The organism is Sphingomonas faeni (assembly GCF_040407505.1).
Classification (GTDB): Bacteria; Pseudomonadota; Alphaproteobacteria; order Sphingomonadales; family Sphingomonadaceae; genus Sphingomonas; species Sphingomonas faeni_E.
In genome coordinates this window covers 94,230-115,386 of record NZ_JAPZPQ010000003.1, presented here as the reverse complement: position 1 = coordinate 115,386, position 21,157 = coordinate 94,230, and the positions used below count along the sequence as shown (strand labels likewise).

16 protein-coding genes and 1 tRNA gene are annotated in these 21,157 nt (G+C 66.8%); 13 read left to right on the top strand and 4 right to left on the bottom strand.

From position 1 onward, the window contains the following. The first annotated feature begins 66 nt into the window (after window positions 1–66). The 3 genes from O6X71_RS11325 to O6X71_RS11315 all read left to right on the top strand — a co-directional run bounded on the left by O6X71_RS11325 (window position 67) and on the right by O6X71_RS11315 (window position 1,399). Window positions 67–336, top strand: a complete 270-nt coding sequence (locus tag O6X71_RS11325) for a GlsB/YeaQ/YmgE family stress response membrane protein (RefSeq protein WP_056061356.1) — start codon at window positions 67–69, stop codon at window positions 334–336. 86 nt (window positions 337–422) lie between these two features. After that, window positions 423–734, top strand: a complete 312-nt coding sequence (locus tag O6X71_RS11320; RefSeq protein ID WP_353465972.1) for a hypothetical protein — start codon at window positions 423–425, stop codon at window positions 732–734. A 23-nt stretch (window positions 735–757) separates the two neighbouring features. Next, window positions 758–1,399 (top strand): general stress protein, encoded by a 642-nt coding sequence (locus tag O6X71_RS11315; protein WP_353465971.1) that lies wholly within the window; start codon window positions 758–760, stop codon window positions 1,397–1,399. 127 nt (window positions 1,400–1,526) lie between these two features. On the opposite strand, the gene O6X71_RS11310 is transcribed toward O6X71_RS11315, so the two are convergent. Further along, a complete protein-coding gene (locus tag O6X71_RS11310; protein ID WP_353465970.1) occupies window positions 1,527–3,194 on the bottom strand; it encodes an MFS transporter in 1,668 nt (555 codons plus the stop codon). A 32-nt stretch (window positions 3,195–3,226) separates the two neighbouring features. Beyond that, a complete protein-coding gene (locus O6X71_RS11305; RefSeq protein ID WP_353465969.1) occupies window positions 3,227–4,675 on the bottom strand; it encodes a DcaP family trimeric outer membrane transporter in 1,449 nt (482 codons plus the stop codon). Between the two features lie 154 nt (window positions 4,676–4,829). Between O6X71_RS11305 and acs the strand changes: the two genes are divergently transcribed. Then, a complete protein-coding gene (gene acs / locus O6X71_RS11300; protein WP_353465968.1) occupies window positions 4,830–6,785 on the top strand; it encodes an acetate--CoA ligase in 1,956 nt (651 codons plus the stop codon). Beyond that, the gene (locus O6X71_RS11295) at window positions 6,782–7,405 is read left to right on the top strand and encodes a response regulator transcription factor (protein ID WP_353465967.1); all 624 of its coding nucleotides are present in this window, start codon (window positions 6,782–6,784) and stop codon (window positions 7,403–7,405) included. Before acs ends, O6X71_RS11295 begins: the two co-directional genes overlap by 4 nt. 313 nt (window positions 7,406–7,718) lie before the next feature. Here the strand turns inward: O6X71_RS11295 and O6X71_RS11290 are convergent, their stop codons facing one another. Continuing rightward, the gene (locus tag O6X71_RS11290) at window positions 7,719–11,000 is read right to left on the bottom strand and encodes a hybrid sensor histidine kinase/response regulator (RefSeq protein WP_353465966.1); all 3,282 of its coding nucleotides are present in this window, start codon (window positions 10,998–11,000) and stop codon (window positions 7,719–7,721) included. Window positions 11,001–11,235: 235 nt separating this feature from the next. Here O6X71_RS11290 and O6X71_RS11285 point away from each other — a divergent pair. The 4 genes from O6X71_RS11285 to O6X71_RS11270 all read left to right on the top strand — a co-directional run bounded on the left by O6X71_RS11285 (window position 11,236) and on the right by O6X71_RS11270 (window position 17,287). Continuing rightward, window positions 11,236–11,309, top strand: a tRNA-Gly gene (locus tag O6X71_RS11285). Between the two features lie 192 nt (window positions 11,310–11,501). Beyond that, window positions 11,502–14,705 carry an efflux RND transporter permease subunit gene (locus tag O6X71_RS11280; RefSeq protein WP_353465965.1) on the top strand — a complete coding sequence of 1,068 codons (3,204 nt, stop codon included), beginning with the start codon at window positions 11,502–11,504 and terminating at the stop codon, window positions 14,703–14,705. Next, window positions 14,698–15,885, top strand: a complete 1,188-nt coding sequence (locus tag O6X71_RS11275; RefSeq protein ID WP_353465964.1) for an efflux RND transporter periplasmic adaptor subunit — start codon at window positions 14,698–14,700, stop codon at window positions 15,883–15,885. The genes O6X71_RS11280 and O6X71_RS11275 overlap by 8 nt, the downstream gene beginning before the upstream one ends. A 7-nt stretch (window positions 15,886–15,892) precedes the next feature. After that, window positions 15,893–17,287: an efflux transporter outer membrane subunit gene (locus O6X71_RS11270; RefSeq protein WP_353466236.1), complete on the top strand. Its 1,395-nt coding sequence runs from the start codon at window positions 15,893–15,895 to the stop codon at window positions 17,285–17,287. Window positions 17,288–17,309: 22 nt separating this feature from the next. Here the strand turns inward: O6X71_RS11270 and trmB are convergent, their stop codons facing one another. Continuing rightward, complete coding sequence (gene trmB / locus O6X71_RS11265) at window positions 17,310–17,990, bottom strand: tRNA (guanosine(46)-N7)-methyltransferase TrmB (RefSeq protein ID WP_353465963.1); 681 nt, start codon at window positions 17,988–17,990, stop codon at window positions 17,310–17,312. Between the two features lie 65 nt (window positions 17,991–18,055). Here trmB and O6X71_RS11260 point away from each other — a divergent pair, with 65 nt between their 5' ends. The 4 genes from O6X71_RS11260 (at window position 18,056) to O6X71_RS11245 (ending at window position 21,131) form a co-directional block, all read left to right on the top strand. Further along, window positions 18,056–18,880, top strand: coding sequence for a formate/nitrite transporter family protein (locus O6X71_RS11260; RefSeq protein WP_353465962.1), 825 nt, complete (start codon window positions 18,056–18,058; stop codon window positions 18,878–18,880). Beyond that, the gene (locus O6X71_RS11255; RefSeq protein WP_353465961.1) at window positions 18,880–19,509 is read left to right on the top strand and encodes a phosphatase PAP2 family protein; all 630 of its coding nucleotides are present in this window, start codon (window positions 18,880–18,882) and stop codon (window positions 19,507–19,509) included. The genes O6X71_RS11260 and O6X71_RS11255 overlap by 1 nt, the downstream gene beginning before the upstream one ends. Before the next feature lie 141 nt (window positions 19,510–19,650). After that, window positions 19,651–19,935 (top strand): hypothetical protein, encoded by a 285-nt coding sequence (locus O6X71_RS11250; protein WP_056061318.1) that lies wholly within the window; start codon window positions 19,651–19,653, stop codon window positions 19,933–19,935. A gap of 119 nt (window positions 19,936–20,054) precedes the next feature. Then, window positions 20,055–21,131 (top strand): AI-2E family transporter, encoded by a 1,077-nt coding sequence (locus O6X71_RS11245; RefSeq protein WP_353465960.1) that lies wholly within the window; start codon window positions 20,055–20,057, stop codon window positions 21,129–21,131. Window positions 21,132–21,157 lie beyond the last annotated feature (26 nt).

The window sequence follows — 21,157 nt, the reverse complement described above, 5'->3', positions numbered from 1 at the left end:
CGGCGATCCCGACTGTTGAGCCCCCTGTACCATCAGCCAGTATCATCATCGTCCAGGAGCCTCATTATGAACCTCATCATTCTTCTCGTCGTCGGCGGGCTCATCGGTTGGGTCGCCAGCATGATCATGCGCACCGATGCGCAGCAGGGCATCTTCCTCAACATCGTCGTCGGCATCGTCGGCGCGTTGCTGGCCGGCTTCCTGATCACGCCGCTGATCGGTGGCGCATCGATCATGGACGGCGCGCTCAACATCCAGTCGATCCTGATCTCGCTGGTCGGCGCGGTGATCCTGCTCGCGATCGTCAACATGTTTCGTCGCGGTACGGTTCGCTGATCGGACCGGGAGGCGGCGTGGTCGACATGCCGCCTCCCACCCGGCGAACGCCCCCGTTTCCCAAACCAGAAACTCAGGAGAGTATCATGACCGTTCGAGCATTCATGGCATGCGGCGCAATGCTGCTGGCGTCCGGCGCCGTCGCGCAGACCGCAACGCATGCCGGCGCGCACAACCCCGCCGTCAAGAGCAACGATGCAGCCCATGTCGCGGCTCCGGCCAAGGGCGCCAATTCCTTCTCCGAGGACCAGGCCCGCGGTCGACTGACCAAGGCCGGCTACCAGTCGGTCTCGCGCCTGGCGAAGGACAAGGACGGCGTCTGGCGCGGCAGCGCGACTAAGGCCGGCAAGAAGGTCAATGTCGGGCTCGACTACAAGGGCAACGTGACCGCGCGCTGATCCATTTTTCCAGGAGAGAAACGATGACCAAGACCCTTACCCGCCTGTTCGACGACTATTCGGATGCGAAGTCCGCCCTTAACGATCTTGAGCGCCTCGGCGTACCGCATGACTCGATCAGCATCGTCGCGAACAACGCTGATGGCGCGCACGGCGATCACGATACGTCTCTGGACGACGTCAACGATCGTGGCGATGTCAGCCGCGGTGTCTCGACCGGTGCGGCCGTCGGCGGCGTCGGCGGTCTGCTCGCCGGGCTAGGCCTGCTTGCGATCCCGGGCCTGGGGCCGATCGTCGCAGCCGGCTGGCTCGCGTCGACCGTCGTCGGTGCCGGTATCGGTGCAGCGGGCGGTGCCGCCACCGGCACGATCGTCGGTGCACTGAAGGACGCGGGTCACACCGAGGACGAAGCGCACGTCTATTCGGAAGGCGTCCGTCGCGGCGGCACGTTGCTCAGCGCACGCGTCGACGACAGCCTTGCAACCGAGGCCGAAGCGGTTCTCGATCGTCATCGTTCGGTCGATGCGACGACGCGCGGCGCGGCCTATCGCCAGGACGGCTGGACGCGCTTCGACGAGGCAGCACCCGCGTACACGCGCGACGAAGTCGTTGCCGAGCGTGGCCGCTATGGTTCGGTATCGTCGACGAACTCGACGACCTACTGAACGATGCCGTCATGATCCTTGCCGCCAGCGTATCGGGCGGCGGGTGTGACAGCGTCGGAATAGCGAAGGGGTCGGTTTGGGTTCAATCAAACCGACCCCTTCGTCGTTCAACTACAGGCCGAAGACCTTAGCCGTGCAGTGACCGACGGAACGTTTCTGGCAGGAACACCAGCCCGACCAGCACCGTCACCGCGCAGGCGACGATCGGATACCAGAGGCCGTAATAGATATCCCCCGTCGCCGCGACCATCGCGAACGCCGCGGTCGGCAGGAACCCGCCGAACCAGCCATTGCCGATATGATAGGGCAACGACATGGAAGTGTAGCGGATCCGCGTCGGGAACAACTCGACCAGCAGCGCCGCGATCGGCCCGTAGACCATCGTCACGTACAGGACGAGCAGGACGAGGATCGCGATCACCATCGGCTTGTTGATCTGTGCCGGGTCCGCCTTTTCGGGGTAGCCTACTGCAGTCAGTGCGACCTTTACTTCCGCACCGAACGCCTTGATCGCCGCTGCCTTGTCAGGGCCCGACACGACCGCGGGGTTGACGACCGGGATGGTCGTGCCGCCGATGTGGATCTGCGCGACGGTGCCCGCGGGTGCGATCACGTTGGCATAGGAGATGCCGGCCTTCGCCAGATACGCCTTGGCGATGTCGCACGAGCTACTGTCGAACTTGTTCTTGCCGACCGGATCGAACTGCACCGAGCATTCGTCGGGATTGGCGACGACGCTCACCGGCGAATTGGCCTGTGCTGCATAGAGCGCCGGGTTGGCGGCCTTCGACAGCGCATGGAACAGCGGCATGTACGTCAGTGCCGCAAGCGCACAGCCGGTCAGGATGATGTATTTGCGCCCAATCTTGTCCGACAGCCAGCCGAAGAAGATGAACGCTGGCGTCGCGATCAAGAGCGCGATCGCGATCAGGATGTTGGTGGTGGGTCCGTCAACGCGCAGGTTCTTCTCGAGGAAGAACAACGCGTAGAACTGGCTGGTGTAGAAGATGACGCCCTGGCCGACGACCGCACCGAACAGCGCGATCAGCACGACCTTCAAATTGCTCCACTGCCCGAACGCTTCGGTCAGCGGCGCCTTCGAGGTCTTGCCTTCGTCCTTCATCTTCTGGAACACCGGGCTCTCTTCGAGCTGCATACGAATCCACAGCGACACCGCGAGCAGCGCGATCGAGACGATGAACGGGATACGCCAGCCCCATGCCGCGAACGCCTCTTCGCCTACGAGCGTACGCACGCCGATCACGATCAACAGCGCCGCGAACAGGCCGAGCGAGGCGGTGGTCTGAATGAAGCTGGTGAACAGCCCGCGCTTCTTGTCGGGTGCGTGCTCCGCGACATAGGTCGCAGCGCCACCATATTCGCCGCCGAGCGCGAGGCCCTGCAACAGGCGCAGCACGACGAGCGCGATCGGCGCGGCGACGCCGACCGACGCGTAGCTCGGGAGCAGGCCGACGAGGAAGGTCGACAGGCCCATGATCGCCATCGTCACGAGGAAGGTGTTCTTGCGCCCGACGACATCGCCGATCCGCCCGAACACCAGCGCACCGAACGGCCGCACCGCGAACCCTGCTGCAAACGCCGCGAGCGCAAAGATGAACCCGGTCGTTTCGTTGACGCCCGAGAAGAACTGCGCGGTGATGATCGTCGCGAGCAGGCCGTAGAGGTAGAAATCATACCATTCGAACACCGCGCCGAGCGACGACGCGATGATGATGAGCGGCTGGCTCTGCTTCACGTGCCCGAGGGGCGAAGCATCCCCTGTTGTAGTCGCCATGGCAGTGTCCTCTCAGGTGGAGCGATTATGTTTTAGAACGAGTAGCGTGCGGCGAGTTCGCCGCGGTCGAGCTTGCCGACCTGGCCGTCGACCAGCCGTCGTTCCGCGTGGCGGAACTCGACACCCAGATCGATGGCCTTGATCGGCGAGAAAAACAGGTTGGCAGACGTGCTCCACGCCGACGCGCTGGCGCCGATCGGTTCGCCGCCGGTCGGATAATCGATCGACTGGACGCTGCCGATGAAGGTCGAGCGCAGCTTGTCGGTCCAGCCGAGCTTAAGCGCCGCGAAGCCCGCGGTGAGGCTGGGCGTCCGCAACTCCGCTCCCGGCACCGCCGCGAAGACGGCGTCGGGCGCAAGGTTCAAGCCGACATACCGGCCGATGCCGTCGCCGTGCGTGACCATGAAGCGGATATCGGAACGACCCGACACGTCGAGCGGCACCTTGCCCGCGAACGACACACCCCAGCCCGTCGCACTCTCGTTTAGCGGTCCGGTGTCGATCGTCAGCTTGCGCGCCAGCCCCGCCAGCGAGAACTCGCCGAACGCGGCCTTGTAGTTCAGCCGAGCCGCGACGTCGGGCAGGCGATCGTCCGCATTCTCGACGATCGCGGCAGAGGTCAGGCCGGTCGACGCCGTCTCCGGGTTCTCGGCCGCGACCGACACCGTCAGCGTATCGCTCAACTTGCGTGTATACCGCACCTGAGCCTGCCGAACGAACACGCTACCCTCCGACGGTCCGATGAAGTCGGTCGTCTCGGGCAGTGCGCCGATATACTGGAAGGTCGTCCATTCCTGACCGAACAGCCAGTTGTCGTAGGTGAAGAACGCGCGACGCAGACCGGGGTTGTAGCCACTGACGACGCGCTGGTTACCCTGCGATCCCGGCACGACTTGGAAATCGACTTCCAGCAGACCCTTCAGGCTGTGTCCCGCGATCGGCGTGTCGGTCGCCAGCACGATCCGCGTCTGCTTGGCGTGCGATTCCAGGCTGTTGCCCTCGTTGCGACCGCCGACCGGGATCATGCTCGGGAAGTAGAAATCGCGCCCGACCGATTCTGGCGCGATGTTGCCCCCGCTGTAGCGACTGACCGATGCCCAGGTCTTGATGAAGCCGTTCAGCTTGACCGTCGTCCCCGCGACCTTGAACCCGTCGGTCGACGCTGCGGCGGGTGCTTTCGCTTCGGCAAGCGCGGTCGGCGCGGTCGGGCCGACGGGGGCCGTCGGATGCAGGTTGTTTGGCGCGGACGCGACCGCGGTCGGTGCGGCGGTCGACGTCGCCGAAGCGGCAGGTCGCGGCGCGGCCGCAGCCGTCGCCCGCGCTGCGTTCAGCTCGCCGCGCAGGTCCTGCACCGCCGCTTCCAGTGCCTTCAGCCGAGTTTCCAGCTCGACCTCGCGCGCCGTCTGCGCTTGCGCCACGCCGGGTACCAGCGCGGTGCCCGCGAGCAGCGCCGTCAAGGCCAGCCGTTTCTTGAACGCCATGAATGTCATCCCCGTCTCCGCACTTTTCCACTGGTCTTACGCGTGGAATTAGTACGGTCATCATGGCGCATTGCGTCCCCCGGTCCACCCCTTACTTTGGTGCGGGATGATCGCCCGAACGTGACCGCGTACAGCGCGGCAAAAGGAGAGCCAGATGACCGAGGCAAGCTATCCCGTCCCCGCGGCATGGGCGAAGGACGCCCTGATCGACGCCGCCGCCTATGACCGGATGTACGCCGAGGCCGCGACCGATCCCGACGCGTTCTGGGCGAAGGAGGCCAAGCGCCTCGACTGGATCGTGCCACCGACCAAGATCAAGGATACCTCGTTCGACGAGAGCGACTTCCACATCCGCTGGTTCGAGGACGGCCAGCTGAACGTCGCCGCCAACTGCGTCGATCGCCACGCCGACGCACGCCCCGACGCGACCGCGATCCTGTGGGAAGGCGACGACCCCGCCGACGACCGCAAGATCAGCTATGCCGAACTCCGCGACGAGGTGTCGAAACTCGGCAATGCGCTGAAGGCGAAGGGCGTCAGGAAGGGCGACCGCGTCACGATCTATCTGCCGATGATCCCCGAGGCGGCGTTCGCGATGCTCGCCTGCGCGCGGATCGGCGCGATCCATTCGGTGGTGTTCGGCGGCTTCTCCCCCGAGAGCCTGTGCAACCGCATCCACGACTGCGACAGCCGCATCGTCATCACCGCCGACGAAGGCCTGCGTGGTGGCAAGACCGTGCCGTTGAAGGCAAACGTCGACGCCGCGCTCGACCATGGCGACCTCGCGGTCGAGACCGTCATCGTCGTCCGCCGCACCGGCGGCAAGGTGACGATGACCGACGGTCGCGACTGCTGGTATGCGGACTGCGTAGAGGGCCAGTCGACCGACTGCGCACCCGAACCGATGAACGCCGAGGACCCGCTGTTCATCCTCTACACCAGCGGCTCGACCGGCCAGCCCAAGGGCGTGCTCCACTCGACCGGCGGCTATCTGGTGTGGGCGTCGATGACGCACGAATACGTCTTCAACTACCGCCCCGGCGAGATCTTCTGGTGCGCGGCGGACGTCGGCTGGGTCACCGGCCACACCTATTCGCTGTACGGCGCACTTGCGAACGGCGCGACCACCGTGATGTTCGAGGGCGTGCCCAATTACCCCGATCACAGCCGCTTCTGGCAGATCGTCGACAAATACCAGGTCAACATCCTCTACACCGCACCGACCGCGCTCCGGTCATTGATGCGCGAGGGCGACGACTGGGTGACGCGCACCAGCCGCAAGTCGCTGCGCCTGCTCGGCTCGGTCGGCGAACCGATCAATCCCGAGGCGTGGAACTGGTACCATAACGTCGTCGGCGACGGCCGCTGCCCGATCGTCGATACGTGGTGGCAGACCGAAACCGGCGGACACATGATCTCGCCACTGCCGGGCGCCACCGCACTGAAGCCCGGCAGCGCAACGAAACCCCTGTTCGGCGTGATGCCCGAACTGGTCGATGCGGACGGCAAGGTCCTGGAGGGCGCGGTCGAGGGCAATCTCGTCATCGTCGACAGCTGGCCCGGCCAGATGCGGACTGTATGGAACGATCACGAGCGCTTCTTCCAGACGTACTTCTCGACCTACCCCGGCAAGTATTTCACCGGCGACGGCTGCCGCCGCGACGAGGACGGCTATTACTGGATTACCGGCCGCGTCGACGACGTCATCAACGTCAGCGGCCACCGCATGGGCACCGCCGAAGTCGAGAGCGCGCTCGTCGCGCATTCGAAGGTCGCCGAAGCCGCGGTCGTCGGCATGCCGCACGACGTGAAGGGCCAGGGCATCTACGCCTACGTCACCTTGAACGCGAACGCCGAGCCGAGCGAGGAGCTGCGCAAGGAACTGGTCCAGTGGGTCCGCCGCGAGATCGGGCCGATCGCGACCCCTGACATCCTTCAGTTCGCGCCCGCGCTCCCGAAGACGCGCTCGGGGAAGATCATGCGCCGCATCCTGCGCAAGATCGCGGAGAACCAGCTCGACCAGCTCGGTGACACCTCGACGCTCGCCGATCCCGCGGTGGTCGACGCACTGATCGCCGGCCGCGAGGAGGCCGCTCCCGTACCGGCATGACCCGCACGATCCTCATCGCCGACGATCACCCATTGTTCCGCCAGGCGCTCAAACTGGCAGTCAGCCGCGCTGCGCCCGACGCGGTGGTGATCGAGGCGGGCCAACTCTGCGAGGCGGTCGACGCGGTGCGCGGCGCTGAGCGGCTCGACCTGATCCTGCTGGACCTGCGCATGCCGGGATCGGAAGGGTTCGCGGGCGTGGCTCTGCTCCATGCCGAGCGTCCCGACACGCCGATCATGGTGATCTCGTCGGCCGACGAAGCCGAGGCGGCACCTCGTGCGCGGGCTTACGGGGCGATCGGCTTCGTCTCGAAAACCGCCGACCTCGCGACTCTTGAAAGCGCCGTAGCCCGAGCCCTCGCCGGCGAACGCGACGCGCCGATCGAAGGCGCCTCCGTAGATGACATGGCGACACGCGTCGCCAGCCTTACCCCCACCGAACTGAAGGTCCTCCTAGGCGTCCTCGCCGGCCGCCTGAACAAGCAAATCGCCTTCGACCTCGGCATCTCCGAAGGCACGGTCAAAGGCCACATGACCGCCATCCTCCGAAAACTCGGCGTCCAGAACCGCACGCAAGCCGTCCTCGCGGCGCGGGCAATGGACATCCACTTCGCGGACTAAGGCAGATCATGCCACTCGGACAAGACCCAGTCCGCAATCCAACGGCAGCACATAATTCCTTGTTCTCCCGCTAAGGCGAGAGCCCAGTCTGGATCCCCGCCTTCGCGGGGAAACATGCCTTGCTCGAAAGGTAGAATACTGACTGGTTCCGACAGCCAGCCACTTCAGCTGAATGCCGCCCCATTTCAATCCTCCCCCGCCAGGGGGAGGTGGCGCCGGAGGCGACGGAGGGGGAGGAACACGCAACAGCAGTTCCCTCTTTCCTCCCTCTCCGTCAGGCAAACGCCTGCCACCTCCCCCTTGCGGGGGAGCCTCAACTCCCCAGCGCCGCCGCAGCAGACGCATCCTCGATAAACCGCCACAAATCCGCCGGCACCACCGGCTTCGTCAACACCACCAGCCCAACACACCGCGGATCGTCAGCAACCGCACGGTCCGCCGTCACCAGCGCAATAGCCGGCGCCGGCACCATCGCTCGTAACCGAGCGACCACATCCAACCCGTCCTCCACCTCGTCCAAATGAAAGTCGACCAGCGCCACATCCGGCTCCTCGTCCGCCGCCAATTCCATCGCCTCGGCGATCGTCGCCGCCAGCAACGGCACGCACCGCCGCGCGCGCAACGCCGCATCGAGCGCCGCGAGGATCGTCGCATCATTGTCGAGACACAGCACCCGCAACCCCGGCACCAGTGCGCGCGTCGCAGAGGGCGTCGGCAGCGCTACGTCCAGCCCGGCCGGCGCAAGCGGCACCCTCACCGCAAACGTCGTCCCCCGCCCCAATTCCGACCGCAACTCCACCGCAACCCCAAGCAATCGCGCGATCCGCCGAACGATCGCCAGCCCCAGCCCGACGCCACCGCCCGCGCTTCCCTTGCTTTCCAGCCGCTCGAACTCCTCGAAGATCCGCTCGCGGTCCCCAGCCGCGATCCCCGGCCCGTTATCCCGCACCTCGATCAGCACATCGTCGCCACGCCGTCGCGCCCCGATCCAGATCCGCCCATCCGCCGAATAGCGCACCGCATTCGACAGGAAATTCTGCAGGATCGACCGCAGCAACGACCGATCCGTCGCCACGCTGAACGCCCCCGGATGCGCCGCCAGCACCAGCCCGCGCTCCGCCGCCAACGGCCGGAACTGCACCGCCAGTTCCTCGATCAACGCCCCCAACGCGAACCGCTCGACCTTCGGCACCACGCCCCCTGCATCGAGTCGCGATACATCGAGCAGCGCGCGCAGCAACGTGTCCGCGGACCCGATCGCGCCATCGATCGCGCGCACCAGTTCCGCCTGATGCGGCGCCCTGTCTTCGGCCAGCGCCGCGCAGAACAGCCGCGCCGCGTGCAAGGGCTGCAACAGATCGTGGCTCGCCGCCGCCAGGAACCGCGTCTTGTCGCGCGTCGCGGTCTCGGCGATCGCGCGCGCCTCGCCGAGCATGTGGTTCGACCGCGCGAGATCCTGCGTCCGCGCCGCCACCCGCGCCTCGAGATCGGCCTGCGCCTCCTTCTCCGCGGTGATGTCGGTGAAGCTCTGGACGTACCCGCCCCCCGGCATCGGCCGTCCGACCATCTTGATCCACCGCCCCGATGGCCGCTGCCGCTCGAAACTATGCGGCGTCCCGCGCGCGAGATGGGCCACCCGCCGACCGACATGCGCCGCGATATCGCCCGCGATACCTTCGCGCTCGGCATTGTAGCGGATCAGGTCGGCGATCGAGCGGCCGACGACGACATAGCCCTCGGGATAGTCGAACATCTCGACATAGCGCGGATTCCACGCGACCAGCCGCAGGTCAGCATCGATCACGCTCACCCCCGGATCGATCGTCTCCAGCGTCGCGGACAATAGCGTGCGCGAGAACCGCAGCGAGCGCCCGCGCTGGTCGAGCAGCCGGACAACGTCGCTGACGTCGATTGCCGACCCGGCGATGCTCGACGCGACGATCTTGCGCGCCGACGGCGCGCCGATCACGCCCGCGATCAGCCGCTCGGCGGTACGCGCGGCAGGGCCATCGATCGGCGCGCGCAGGTCGGGAGACGCCACGCCGATCACCTCCGCCTCGCCATCGCCGACGAACCGCGCGACCAGCATCCGCAACTCGCCCAACGTCGTGACGTGGTCGAGCGCAGCGTTCCCCCGATGCCGATCGCGCAAATGCAGCCCGGCCATCAGCGCGACGTTTACGCCAAGGCTCCACACGGTGCCATTGACCAACGGCGAGCCGATCCGCCAGCCGAGCAACGCATCGGGATCGAGCCACCCCCGCGTGAACTGCGCCACCGCCGGGCCGACACCCTCGCCGATCGACGGCAGCAAGAGGCAGTAGATCCAGACGACCACGCCCCCGACTAGCCCGGCACGTGCGGCCGTATGGTTGGCGAAGTTCCACCCCACCGTCGCGATCAGCGCAGGCGCGAACTGTGCGACGCCCGCGAACGCGATCAGTCCGATCGACGCCAGCGGCAGGTCCGCACCGAGACTCCGCCCATACACCAGCGCGACCGCGACGATCGCGGCGATGATGACGCGCCGCACGCGCAGCATCCGTCGACCAAGCTCGCCTTCGCCCGCCTCGCCGTGTCGCCGGAGCAGCAGCGGCGCGAGCAGGTCGTTGGTCGCCATCGTCGACAGTGCGATCGTCTCGACCACCACCATCGCCGTCGCCGCCGAAAACCCGCCGAGAAACGCGAGCAGCGCGACCAAGTGATGCCCCTGCTGTAACGGCACCGCCAGCACGTACAGATCGGGCTCCGCATCGCCCGGCAACAGCGTCATCCCGGCGAGCGCCAATGGCAGCACGAGCAGCGAGATCACTACCATGTACGCGATGAACGGCGCGCGCGCTCGGGCGATGGGGTCCGGACCCTGCGCTTCGATCACGCCGACATAGAATTGCCGCGGCAGGCACAGGATCGCGAGCGCCGACAACAAGGTACGAACCCAGAAATCGGATGTCAGCGCACCCCAGGTGAAGCCGGACCGAAGCCGCGCCATCGGCGGCGCCAGTATATCCGCCGGCACGTCGGCCAGTAGCGCCACCGTCACCACCCCGAGCACGACGAAGCACAACAGCTTGATCAGCGACTCCGCCGCGATCGCCGCAACGACGCCGGGGTTGCGCCCGGCGACCTCATACCGCCGCGCGCCGAACACGATCGCGAACACCGCGAGCAGCAACGCGACGAACGTGCCAACTTCCGCCGAACTCCCTACGCCCGCGATCGCGCCGAAACTCAGCGTCACCGACCGCAACTGGAGCGCAATGTACGGCACCGACGCGAGCAACGCCGTCCCCGCGACGATCGCCGCGGTCCCGCGACTCCGCCCATAGCGCGCGGAGATGAAGTCGGAGATCGAGCTCGACCCTTCCTCGCGCGCCAACCTTACCAGCCGCGCGAGAAACTTCGGTGCTAGCAGGAACACCAAAGCCGGGCCGAGATAGATGGCGAGGTAATCCCACCCCCGCGTCGCCGCCGTGCCGACCCCGCCGAAGAACGTCCAGCTGCTGCAATACACCGCCAGCGACAGCGGGTAGGCGATCCGCTGGAGCCGCGCCGACAGCCCGCGCCGGTCGACGATCCAAGCGATCCCGAACAACAGCGCGCCATAGGTCAGGATCGCGACGATGACACTTGGCCCGACGATGGCAGCGCTCCGGTTCAGGATTGAGCCGACGATCTAGCACAGGACGCGCGCTCGGCGTCGACCGGTATGTGACGCGCCGCTACGGCTAGCGGCTTGCGCCGATCACCCGCCCGCGCTATCGCCGCACCGCTTCCGTGTTGGAAAACTACCGGGAGCCTGCTTGGAAACCCAACGGTTTCAATAGCATGCGGGTATAGTACAATGGTAGTACAGCAGCCTTCCAAGCTGAATACACGGGTTCGATTCCCGTTACCCGCTCCATCCCCGATCGAAATCACCGGACCGCGCGCGTAGCGACCGGTACGCGTGCGTTCGCGGTCATCACGCCAGAAACGTAAGCAACATTGACCCTTGCATTTCCCTGCTGCGCTGCCGCAAAGAGGGACTGTCGGGCAGGTCTGGCGGCTCCGGGAGTCGCCACCAGTCGTGCCGCGTTCGGATTGGAGTCTCTCCGTGATCGGTATCGTCAGGGTCGCCCTATCGCGCCCGCTCACCTTCATCGTCATGGCCATTCTGGTCGCGGTCATCGGCGTGCTGGCGGCCGTGCGGACCCCGGTCGACATCTTTCCGGACATCAAGGTGCCGGTGATCGCTGCGGCGTGGACATACCAGGGCCTGTCGCCCGACGACATGGCGGGGCGGATCATCACCCCGTACGAGCGCGTCCTGTCGACCACCGTCAACGACATCGACCATATCGAGAGCCAGTCGATGCCGGGCATCGGCGTCGTGAAAATCTATTTCCAGCCGGGCGCCGACATCCGCACCGCCACCGCGCAGGTCACGTCGGTATCGCAGACGGTGCTGCGCCAGTTGCCGCCGGGCGTCACCCCGCCGCTGATTCTCAACTACAGCGCGTCGACCGTGCCGATCCTGCAGCTCGCGCTGTCGGGCGTCGGGCTGTCCGAGGGCAAATTGTTCGACACCGCGGTCAATCAGATCCGTCCGGGGCTGGTCACCGTGCCGGGCGCGGCGATCCCGTATCCGTCGGGTGGGCGTCAGCGTCAGGTGCAGATCGATCTCGACCCGCAGGCGCTGCAATCGAAGGGTTTGTCCGCGCAAGACGTCGGCCTCGCGATCGCCGCGCAGAACCAGATCAACCCGGCCGGCTTCGCGAAGATCGGCGGGTTCCAGTATAATGTCCGCCTGAACAACGCGCCGGGCTCGATCGACGAGTTGAACAACCTGCCGGTGAAGGTCGTCAACGGCGCGACGATCTACATGCGCGACGTGGCGCATGTCCGCGACGGCAGCGCGCCACAGACCAACGTGGTGCATGTCGACGGGTCGCGGTCGGTGGTGATGACGATCCTGAAGAACGGATCGACCTCGACGCTGGCGATCGTCCAGGGAATCAAGGATGCGTTGCCGGCGATCCAGGCGACCTTGCCCGATAGCCTCAAGATCGTGCCGATCGGCGACCAGTCGCTGTTCGTGAAGGCGGCGGTCGAGGGGGTCGTCAAGGAAGGCGCGATCGCCGCGGCGCTGACCAGCCTGATGATCCTGCTGTTCCTCGGGTCGTGGCGGTCGACGGTCATCATCGCGATCTCGATCCCGCTGGCGATCCTCGCCGCGATCATCGCGCTGTCGGCGACCGGCCAGACGCTGAACGTCATGACGCTCGGCGGCCTGAGCCTCGCGGTCGGCATCCTGGTCGACGATGCGACAGTGACGATCGAGAACATCAACTGGCATCTGGAACAGGGCAAGAGCGTCCGCCAGGCGATCCTCGACGGCGCCGCGCAGATCGTGACGCCCGCGTTCGTGTCGCTGCTGTGCATCTGCATCGTGTTCGTGCCGATGTTCTTCCTGCCGGGCGTCGCGGGTTTCCTGTTCGTGCCGCTCGCGCTGTCGGTGGTGTTCGCGATGATCGCGTCGTTCGTTCTTTCGCGGACGCTGGTGCCGACGATGGCGATGTATCTGCTCAAGCCGCACGGGGGCGACGTCCATGCTGCAGGAACGCCGACCTCGCGCAACCCGCTCGTCCGGTTCCAGCGCGGTTTCGAGGCGCGGTTCGAACGGTTTCGTGGCGGTTATGGCCGGTTGCTGGAACGCGCGTTGGCGACCGGAAAGCCGTTCCTGCTCGGCTTCCTGGCGGTGGTCGCGCTGTCGATGCTGCTGATCCCGTTCCTCGGCCAGAACTTCTTCCCCGCGGTCGATGCCGGCCAGATCACGATGCACGTCCGCGCGCCGATCGGCAGCCGGATCGAGAGCACGTCGGCACAGTTCGACCGGATCGCGCGTCGCGTCCGCCAGATCATCCCCGCGAACGAACTGGTCTCGGTAGTCGACAATATCGGCCTGCCGGTCAGCTCGATCAACGCGACCTACAACAATTCGGGCACGATCGGTCCGCAGGACGGCGACATCCTGATCCAGCTCGCGCACGAGCATGCGCCGACCGCGGATTACGTGCGCAAGCTGCGCGAGACGCTGCCCGGTGCGTTCCCCGGCGCGACCTTCTCGTTCCTGCCCGCGGACATCACCAGCCAGATCCTGAACTTCGGTGCGCCCGCGCCGATCGACGTGCAGATCACCGGCAAGGATGCGGCCGGCAACTACGCCTATGCCCGCACGCTGCTGCGCAGGATCGCGGCGATCCCGGGCGTTGCCGATGCGCGCATCCAGCAATCGGCGCGGTATCCCGAATTGCGCGTCAACATCGACCGCAGCCGGATCGGCCAGCTGGGCCTGACCGAGCGCGACGTCACCGCCAGCGTCGGGTCGTCTCTGGCCGGCACGATCCAGACCGCGCCGGTCTATTACCTCAACCCCGAGAACGGCGTGTCGTACAGCGTCGTCGCGCAGACCCCCGAATACCGCGTCGGATCGATGAGCGACCTGTCGAACATCCCCGTCACCGGCACCAATGCGGGCGGTACGTCGCAGGTGCTCGGCGGGCTCTCCACGGTCGTCCGCGGCACCTCGCCCGCGGTCGTCTCGCACTACAACATCGCGCAGGCGATCGACATCTACGCGACCCCCAACGGCCGCGATCTCGGTGCGGTAGCGGGCGACATCAAGCGCGTGCTGGCCGACGCAAAGGCGTCCGCGCCAAAGGGTACGACGGTCGCGCTGCGCGGCCAGTATGCGACGATGAACAGCGCGTTCTCGGGGCTTTTCTTCGGGCTGATCGGCGCGATCGTGCTGATCTATCTGCTGATCGTCGTCAACTTCCAGAGCTGGCTCGATCCGTTCGTCATCATCACCGCGTTGCCGGGCGCGATCGCCGGCATCGTCTGGATCCTGTTCCTGACCGGAACGCCGCTGTCCGTGCCAGCCCTGACCGGCGCGATCATGTGCATGGGCGTCGCGACGGCCAACGCGATCCTGGTGGTGAGTTTCGCGCGCGAGCGGCTCGCCGAGCTGGGCGATTCGCACAAGGCGGCGATGGAGGCGGGAATGACCCGCTTCCGCCCGGTGCTGATGACCGCGCTGGCGATGATCATCGGCATGTTGCCGATGGCGCTGGGCATGGGCGAGGGCGGCGAGCAGAACGCGCCGCTCGGCCGTGCGGTGATCGGGGGGCTGATCGTCGCGACGTTCGCGACGCTGATGTTCGTGCCCGTCATCTTCAGCCTCGTGCACCGCAAGGACGCAGAGCGCGCCGCCGCCAAAGCCCGCCGCGACGAGATTCTAGAGGAAGCGCATGTCTGAGATCGTTCATCCGGATCCCGTCGCCACCGAACCGCAGCGCGGGTCGCTGAAGAAAATCGGCATCGTCGCGGCGGTGATCGCGCTGGCGCTGGTGGCGTTCGGCATCTTCACGCGGCATCGCTCGGACTCGCAGTTGGCGACCTGGACGACCGCACAGTCGACGCCGATCGTCACCGTGATCCGCCCGACCGCCGAGGGCGCGAGCGATGCGCTGACGCTGCCGGGTAACGTCCAGGCGTATAACAGCGCCGCGATCTACGCGCGGACCACGGGCTATATCCGCAAATGGTTCGTCGACATCGGCGATCCGGTCCGCGCCGGCCAGACACTGGCGATCCTCGACGCGCCCGAAGTCGACCAGCAGGTCGCGGCCGCGCAGGCCGATCTTCAGACCGCCCGCGCGAACCGCTCGCTCGCCGCGTCGACCGCGACGCGCTGGCGCGATCTGCTCGCCAAGGATGCGGTGTCGAAGCAGGAGACCGACGAGAAGATCGGTGACCTCGCCGCCAAGTCCGCGATCGCCAACGCGGCGTCGGCCAACGTCCGCCGGCTCGGCGCGTTGCAGGGCTTTACCCGCCTGACCGCGCCGTTCTCGGGCGTCGTCACGAGCCGCTCGACGCAGGTCGGCGCACTGGTGACGGCGGGCACCGCGGCCTCGACGCCGCTGTTCACGATCGCCGACGTCAACCGCATGCGGATCTATGTCCGCGTGCCGCAGGCCTATTCGGGGCAGACCCGGCAGGGGATGCACGCGACGCTGACCGTGCCCGAATATCCGGGACGCGACTTCGACGTGATGCTGACCCGCAGCGCCGACGCGGTCGATCCGCAGTCGGGCACAGTTCTGGTCGAGTTGCAGGCGGCGAACACCGATCGTGCGCTGAAACCGGGCGCCTATGCGCAGGTCAAGTTCCCGGTCGGTGCGGGCGGCACCGGCGTACGGCTGCCGTCGAGCGCGCTGGTGATCGGCGCGAAGGGCACGCAGGTCGCGGTCGTCGGCAGCGACGGCAAGGCGCATCTCAAGACGATCACGATCGGCCGCGACGATGGCGACAGCGTCGCGATCAGCGCGGGGCTCAGCGCAAGCGACCGCGTGATCGACAGCCCGCCGGACTCGCTCCAGACCGGCGACCCGGTCCGTATCGCGCCTTCGACAGGACCCGCCCGTGCTAAGCGCTAGGCTGGGCATGGCGGCGGTCGTGGCGGCGGGCTTGGCCGGGTGCTCGCTCGCGCCGCCGTACAGCATTCCGCCTAGCCCGGCGGCTGCGGCGTACAAGGAACTCGGACCGCAAGGGCAGGGGCCCTGGCAGCCAGCCGCTACCGACACGTCGCTTCCCGCCGCGTGGTGGACCGCGTTCGACGATCCGACGCTGACCGCGCTCGAAGCGCGGATCGAGGCGGGCAATCCCGACCTCGCCGCCGCCGTCGCGCGCTACGATCAGGCGCGCGGTCTGCTCGGCGAGTCCCGTGCCGCGCTACTGCCGTCGATATCGGTAGGGGCCGACGGTGGCCGTTCGCGCGTATCCGCCGGCCGACCGCTCTCGCCGGGCAACGCCGCGACCTACAACAATCTCTCGGTCGGTGCATCGCTGGCGTACGAGATCGACCTGTTCGGCCGCGTCCGCAATTCGGTCCGCGCGGATACCGCCTCGGCGCAGGCCAGCGCGCAGGACGTCGTCGCGGTTCGTCTCGGGCTCCAGGCATCGCTCGCGGATTCTTATTTCCAGATGCGCGGTCTCGATGCGCGGACCGTGCTGCTGCGGCAGACGGTGGCGGCGTTCCAGCGCGCCTACGACCTGACCGATACGCGCCACACCGGCGGCATCGCCTCGGGAATCGACGTCAGCCGCTCGGCCGCGTTGCTGTCGAGCGCACGCGCGGAGCTGTCGGCGGTCGCTGGCGCACGTGCGGCGTTCGAGCATTCGATCGCCGCGCTGGTCGGCGAGACCCCCTCGACCTTCGCAATACCCGTCGCGGACACATTGCAGCGTCCGCCCGCCATCCCCGTCGGCGTACCCTCCACACTGCTGCAACGCCGCCCCGACATCGTCGCGGCCGAGCGCCGGATCGCCGCCGCCAACGCCCAGATCGGCGTGGCACGCGCAGCCCAATACCCGTCGCTCACGCTCGGCGGGTCGGGCGGGTTCGAGGCGGGCAACGGCAACATCCTCCGCGCCTCCAACAGCTTCTGGGCGTTGGGGCCGCTATCCGCCGCGCTCGCGATCTTCGACGGCGGGGCACGGCGCGCCCGCGTCCGCATCAGTCGCGCGCAATATGACGAGGCGGCGGCGTCCTACCGCTCGACCGTTCTCACCGCCTTCCGCGAAGTCGAGGACGACCTCGCCCGCTCGCGTGCCCTGGTGGATCAAGAACGCGACCAGCTGGCCGCGACCCGCGCGGCCGAACGCACGCGAGACCTTGCGCTCATCCGCTACCGCGACGGCGCGTCCGATTATCTCGACGTGGTGACGGCACAGACCGCGGCGCTCGACGCGCAACGCCTGTTGCTCGAAGTGCAGAGCACGCGGCTACAGATCGCGGTCGACACCGTCCGCGCGATCGGCGGCGGTATCGCGACCTGACTATCGAACCGCCGCCGCCGGGTCAGACCCGCAGGTAGCGGTAGTACCAGACCTCGTGGCCCTGCCGCCGGGCTTTCCGCTCGTACCGCGTCTCGGGCCAATCGTCGGGGCGGGTCAGGAAGTCGTGCGGCGTCTTCGCCTGCCATTCGAAATCGCGGCGGGCGTTCATGATCATCATCGACCAGCGGCAATAGGTCGGATCGTCGGTGCCGAGGCGAAACTCTGCGCCTGGCTTCAGCTTGGCGGCGATCGTGTCGAGCGGGCCGTGGTTGACCATGCGGCGCTTCGCATGGCGCGCCTTCCGCCACGGATCGGGATGCAGCAGATACAGCCGGTCGAGGCTCGCGTCGGGCAGCCGCTCGATCACTTCGAGCGCATCGCCCATGTGCAGCCGGACGTTGGTCAGCTCGCCGTCGCGGATGTGCGCAAGTGCGCCGACGACACCGTTGAGGAACGGTTCGCAGCCGATGAAGCCGACGTCGGGGTTCATCGCGGCCTGTCCCGCCAGATGCTCGCCTGCGCCGAAGCCGATCTCGACATGGAGGGGGCGGTTGTCGCCGAACAACGTCATCGCATCGATCGGCCCTTCCTCGGGCACCGACAGGTCGGCGAGCGTTTCCTCGACGAGCGCGGCTTGGCCCAGGCGCAGCTTGTGGCCCTGGCGACGGCCATAGAGGCGGCGGATAACAAAAGGATCGTTCATCGCCGCGCGCTCTAGCGGGCGATTGCGCCGGAGCAAAGCGCGACGCGGACCGTTGCACGCTCGTAATGGTCGACAACGCTTCCAATCCGCCCGGCGAAGACGTCGAGGACCTCAAGGCCGCCGATGCGCAGGACCTGCACAAGGCGGTTCGCGAGGAGGGCGAGGAAGAACTCGACCGTCCGGTGTCGTCGCTGTTCTTCTCCGGGCTCGCCGCGGGCATGGCGATCGCCAGTTCGCTGATCGCGGAAGGCGCGCTGCACCACGCGCTGCCCGATACGCCGTGGCGTACGATCATCGTCTCGCTCGGCTATCCGATCGGGTTCCTGGTCGTGATCCTGGGGCGGATGCAGTTGTTCACCGAGAGCACGATCACCGCGATGTTGCCGCTGGTGACCAAGCCGTCGGGCTGGGCGTTGCGGCGCACTCTGCGGCTCTGGAGTGTCGTGCTGGGTGCCAACCTCATCGGGACGGCGCTGGCCGGCGGGATGATCGCCGCGGGCCTGCTTGGCGGCAGCGAGCTTCGAACCGCGATGATCGAGGTGTCGATGGCGATCACCGAACTCTCGCCGGGTGCGACGTTCGTCAACGCGATCCCGGCCGGATTCATGATCGCGATCCTCGCCTGGTCGCTGCCGAATGCGCGCGAACAGTCGTTCCTCGTGATCGTCGCGATCACCTATGTCGTCGCGATCGCCGCGTTCAGCCATTCGATCGTCGGATCGGTGGAGGCGTGGCTGCTGCTGTTTTCGGGTAAGGTCGGCGTCGCCCAGGCGCTTGGCGGGCTTATGATACCGGCGATCCTCGGCAACTTGCTGGGCGGTGCGGGGTTGTTCGCCTTGCTCGCGCATGCACAGGTGCGCGGTGAAATGGACGGACAGGGCGAAAACTGATGGGCAAGACCAAGGACGCCGCGAAGGCCGTCGAGAAGGCGGACCGCAAGGCGACGCACAAGGCCGCCGAGCACCGTGACCAACCGCTGGTCAAGGCGACCGGGTTCCTCGCCGAGATCGGTGACCAGCCGCAGCTTGTGGCGACGTCGATCGGCACGGTCGTGATCGGCCTGATCGCGCGCAGGCCGGACGTGATCCGTGGCGGCGTGCGGATGCTGGCGGCGCATGCGGCGGCGACCTTCGTCAAGTCGGCGATCAAGGCATCGGTCGACCGCACCCGCCCCGAAAAGGCGATCGAGGACGGCAAGGCGCGGTTCGAGCCCGGCAAGAGCGACGATCACGATCAGACGTCGTTCCCGTCGGGCCACACGGCGGGCGCGGTTGCGGTCGCGCGTGCCGCTTCGCGCGACATCACGGGCGCCGGGGGTCCGGCTGCGTTGATCTCCGGCGCGGTCGCGGCGGCGCAACCGGTGAACGGGAAGCACTACCTCTCCGATCTCGTCGTCGGTGCCGCAGTTGGGTGGATCGCCGAAGCGCTCGTCAGCGCGGTCTTCGACCGGGTCGCGCCCGCGGTCGAGACGGCGGTGGCGAACAAGGCGCCTCTGTTGATCGAGCATGCCAAGGCCTGAATGGTTCGACGCAACCGAGTGTTACCCGTTGACCACAGATTGCGGTGAAATCGATATTTGTAAGGATCGGCAAGGGGATAGCGGAACCGTTACGCCCGCGTGACGGTTGCCACCGCATCGTAACCAGAACGGACTATCCCCATGAAGAAGCTTTCCATCGCCGTCACGCTCGCCGCCATGGCCGTCTCGCTCGCAGCATGCGGCGGCAAGGGCGATGACAAGCTCGGCAGCCAGGTCGAAAAGGCCGCGGACAACCGTGCCGACGCACTCGAAGCGACCGCCGACAACCTCGAAGAGCAGGCCAAGGCAGTCCGCAAGGACGGCGACCGCCAGTCGGACGCGATCGACGATGCCGACGTGAACGCGCAGGCGATGCCGCAGGCGCAGAAGGATGCACTGGTCAACGGCAGCGAAAAGCTCCGCTGATCTTGTAGGCGCACACCAGCGCCGGCGTCTTGGCCGCCTTCCGGTACACACCGGAGGGCGGCTTTGACGTTTTGAAAGGGCCGGCTCGATCGGTCGCTATTATGACGGGGGACACGGCAATGATCGACAGGCATCGACTGGAAACGGGGGGCTTCATCGCCTTCCTGGTGGCGATCACGATCGCGTTGTGCGTGGTCGTGTCGACGTTCGCGGCGGCGCTGTTGTGGAGCGCACTCGCGGCGATCCTGTTCCAGTCGCTGTACCAGTGGCTGCTCAAGCGCTGGCCCGACCGCCGCAACCTCGCCGCCGCGCTGACGTTGCTAATCATCTTCGTCGCCGTGATCATCCCGACGCTGTTCATCGGCAGCCTGATGATAGACCAGTCCGCCTCGGTCTACGCCAAGCTGCAAAGCGGCCAGATAAACTTCGGCGCGTATTTCCAGCAGATCCATGATGCATTGCCGAACCGGATCCAGGGCGCGCTGGACAAGGCCGGGCTCAACAGCTTCGAACAGGCGCAGTCGCGGGTGTCCAACATCCTCGGCAACAGCGTCCGCTCGATCGCCGGGCAGGCGCTATCGATCGGCCGTAACGCAGCCGCGTTCCTGCTGTCGTTCGGCGTCGGCCTGTACGTCACGTTCTTCCTCCTCCGCGACGGCGACAAGGTCGGCCCCGCGATCCGCCGCGCGCTGCCGTTCGAGCATTCGGTGGCGGCGAAGCTGGTCGACAAGTTCGTGGCCGTCGTGCGTGCGACGATCAAAGGATCGGTGATCGTCGGGCTCGTCCAGGGTGCACTGGGCGGCCTGACCTTCTGGATCGTCGGCGTGCCCGCCGCCCTGCTCTGGGGCCTGCTGATGGCGCTGACGTCGCTGCTGCCTGCGCTCGGGCCTGCGATCGTGTGGGTGCCGGTTGCAGTGTATCTGCTGGCGACGGGCGCAATCTGGCAGGGCGTGGTCGTGATCGTCTCGGGCGTAGTGGTGATTGGCTTGGCCGACAACATCCTGCGGCCGATCCTGGTCGGGCGCGATACGGGGATTCCGGATTATATCGTGCTGGTGACGACGTTGGGTGGGATCGAGGTCGTGGGGCTCAGCGGCATCGTCGTCGGCCCGTTGGTTGCGGCGCTGTTCCTGACGGCGTGGCAGATCCTGACGGAGCAGCGGCATGCCCAGATTTCCCTCGTTCGTCCTGAGTAGCTGCTGAGCCTGTCGAAGTGGCGTAT

Bases quoted from the DNA above. Each gene is read 5' to 3' on its own strand.
- O6X71_RS11295 (WP_353465967.1), top strand. From the start codon at position 6,782: ATGACCCGCACGATCCTCATCGCCGACGATCACCCATTGTTCCGCCAG.
- O6X71_RS11270 (WP_353466236.1), top strand. From the start codon at position 15,893: ATGGCGGCGGTCGTGGCGGCGGGCTTGGCCGGGTGCTCGCTCGCGCCG.
- O6X71_RS11320 (WP_353465972.1), top strand. From the start codon at position 423: ATGACCGTTCGAGCATTCATGGCATGCGGCGCAATGCTGCTGGCGTCC.
- O6X71_RS11275 (WP_353465964.1), top strand. From the start codon at position 14,698: ATGTCTGAGATCGTTCATCCGGATCCCGTCGCCACCGAACCGCAGCGC.
- O6X71_RS11305 (WP_353465969.1), bottom strand. From the start codon at position 4,675: ATGGCGTTCAAGAAACGGCTGGCCTTGACGGCGCTGCTCGCGGGCACC.
- O6X71_RS11260 (WP_353465962.1), top strand. From the start codon at position 18,056: ATGGTCGACAACGCTTCCAATCCGCCCGGCGAAGACGTCGAGGACCTC.
- O6X71_RS11255 (WP_353465961.1), top strand. From the start codon at position 18,880: ATGGGCAAGACCAAGGACGCCGCGAAGGCCGTCGAGAAGGCGGACCGC.
- O6X71_RS11250 (WP_056061318.1), top strand. From the start codon at position 19,651: ATGAAGAAGCTTTCCATCGCCGTCACGCTCGCCGCCATGGCCGTCTCG.
- O6X71_RS11315 (WP_353465971.1), top strand. From the start codon at position 758: ATGACCAAGACCCTTACCCGCCTGTTCGACGACTATTCGGATGCGAAG.
- trmB (WP_353465963.1), bottom strand. From the start codon at position 17,990: ATGAACGATCCTTTTGTTATCCGCCGCCTCTATGGCCGTCGCCAGGGC.
- O6X71_RS11325 (WP_056061356.1), top strand. From the start codon at position 67: ATGAACCTCATCATTCTTCTCGTCGTCGGCGGGCTCATCGGTTGGGTC.
- O6X71_RS11245 (WP_353465960.1), top strand. From the start codon at position 20,055: ATGATCGACAGGCATCGACTGGAAACGGGGGGCTTCATCGCCTTCCTG.
- acs (WP_353465968.1), top strand. From the start codon at position 4,830: ATGACCGAGGCAAGCTATCCCGTCCCCGCGGCATGGGCGAAGGACGCC.
- O6X71_RS11310 (WP_353465970.1), bottom strand. From the start codon at position 3,194: ATGGCGACTACAACAGGGGATGCTTCGCCCCTCGGGCACGTGAAGCAG.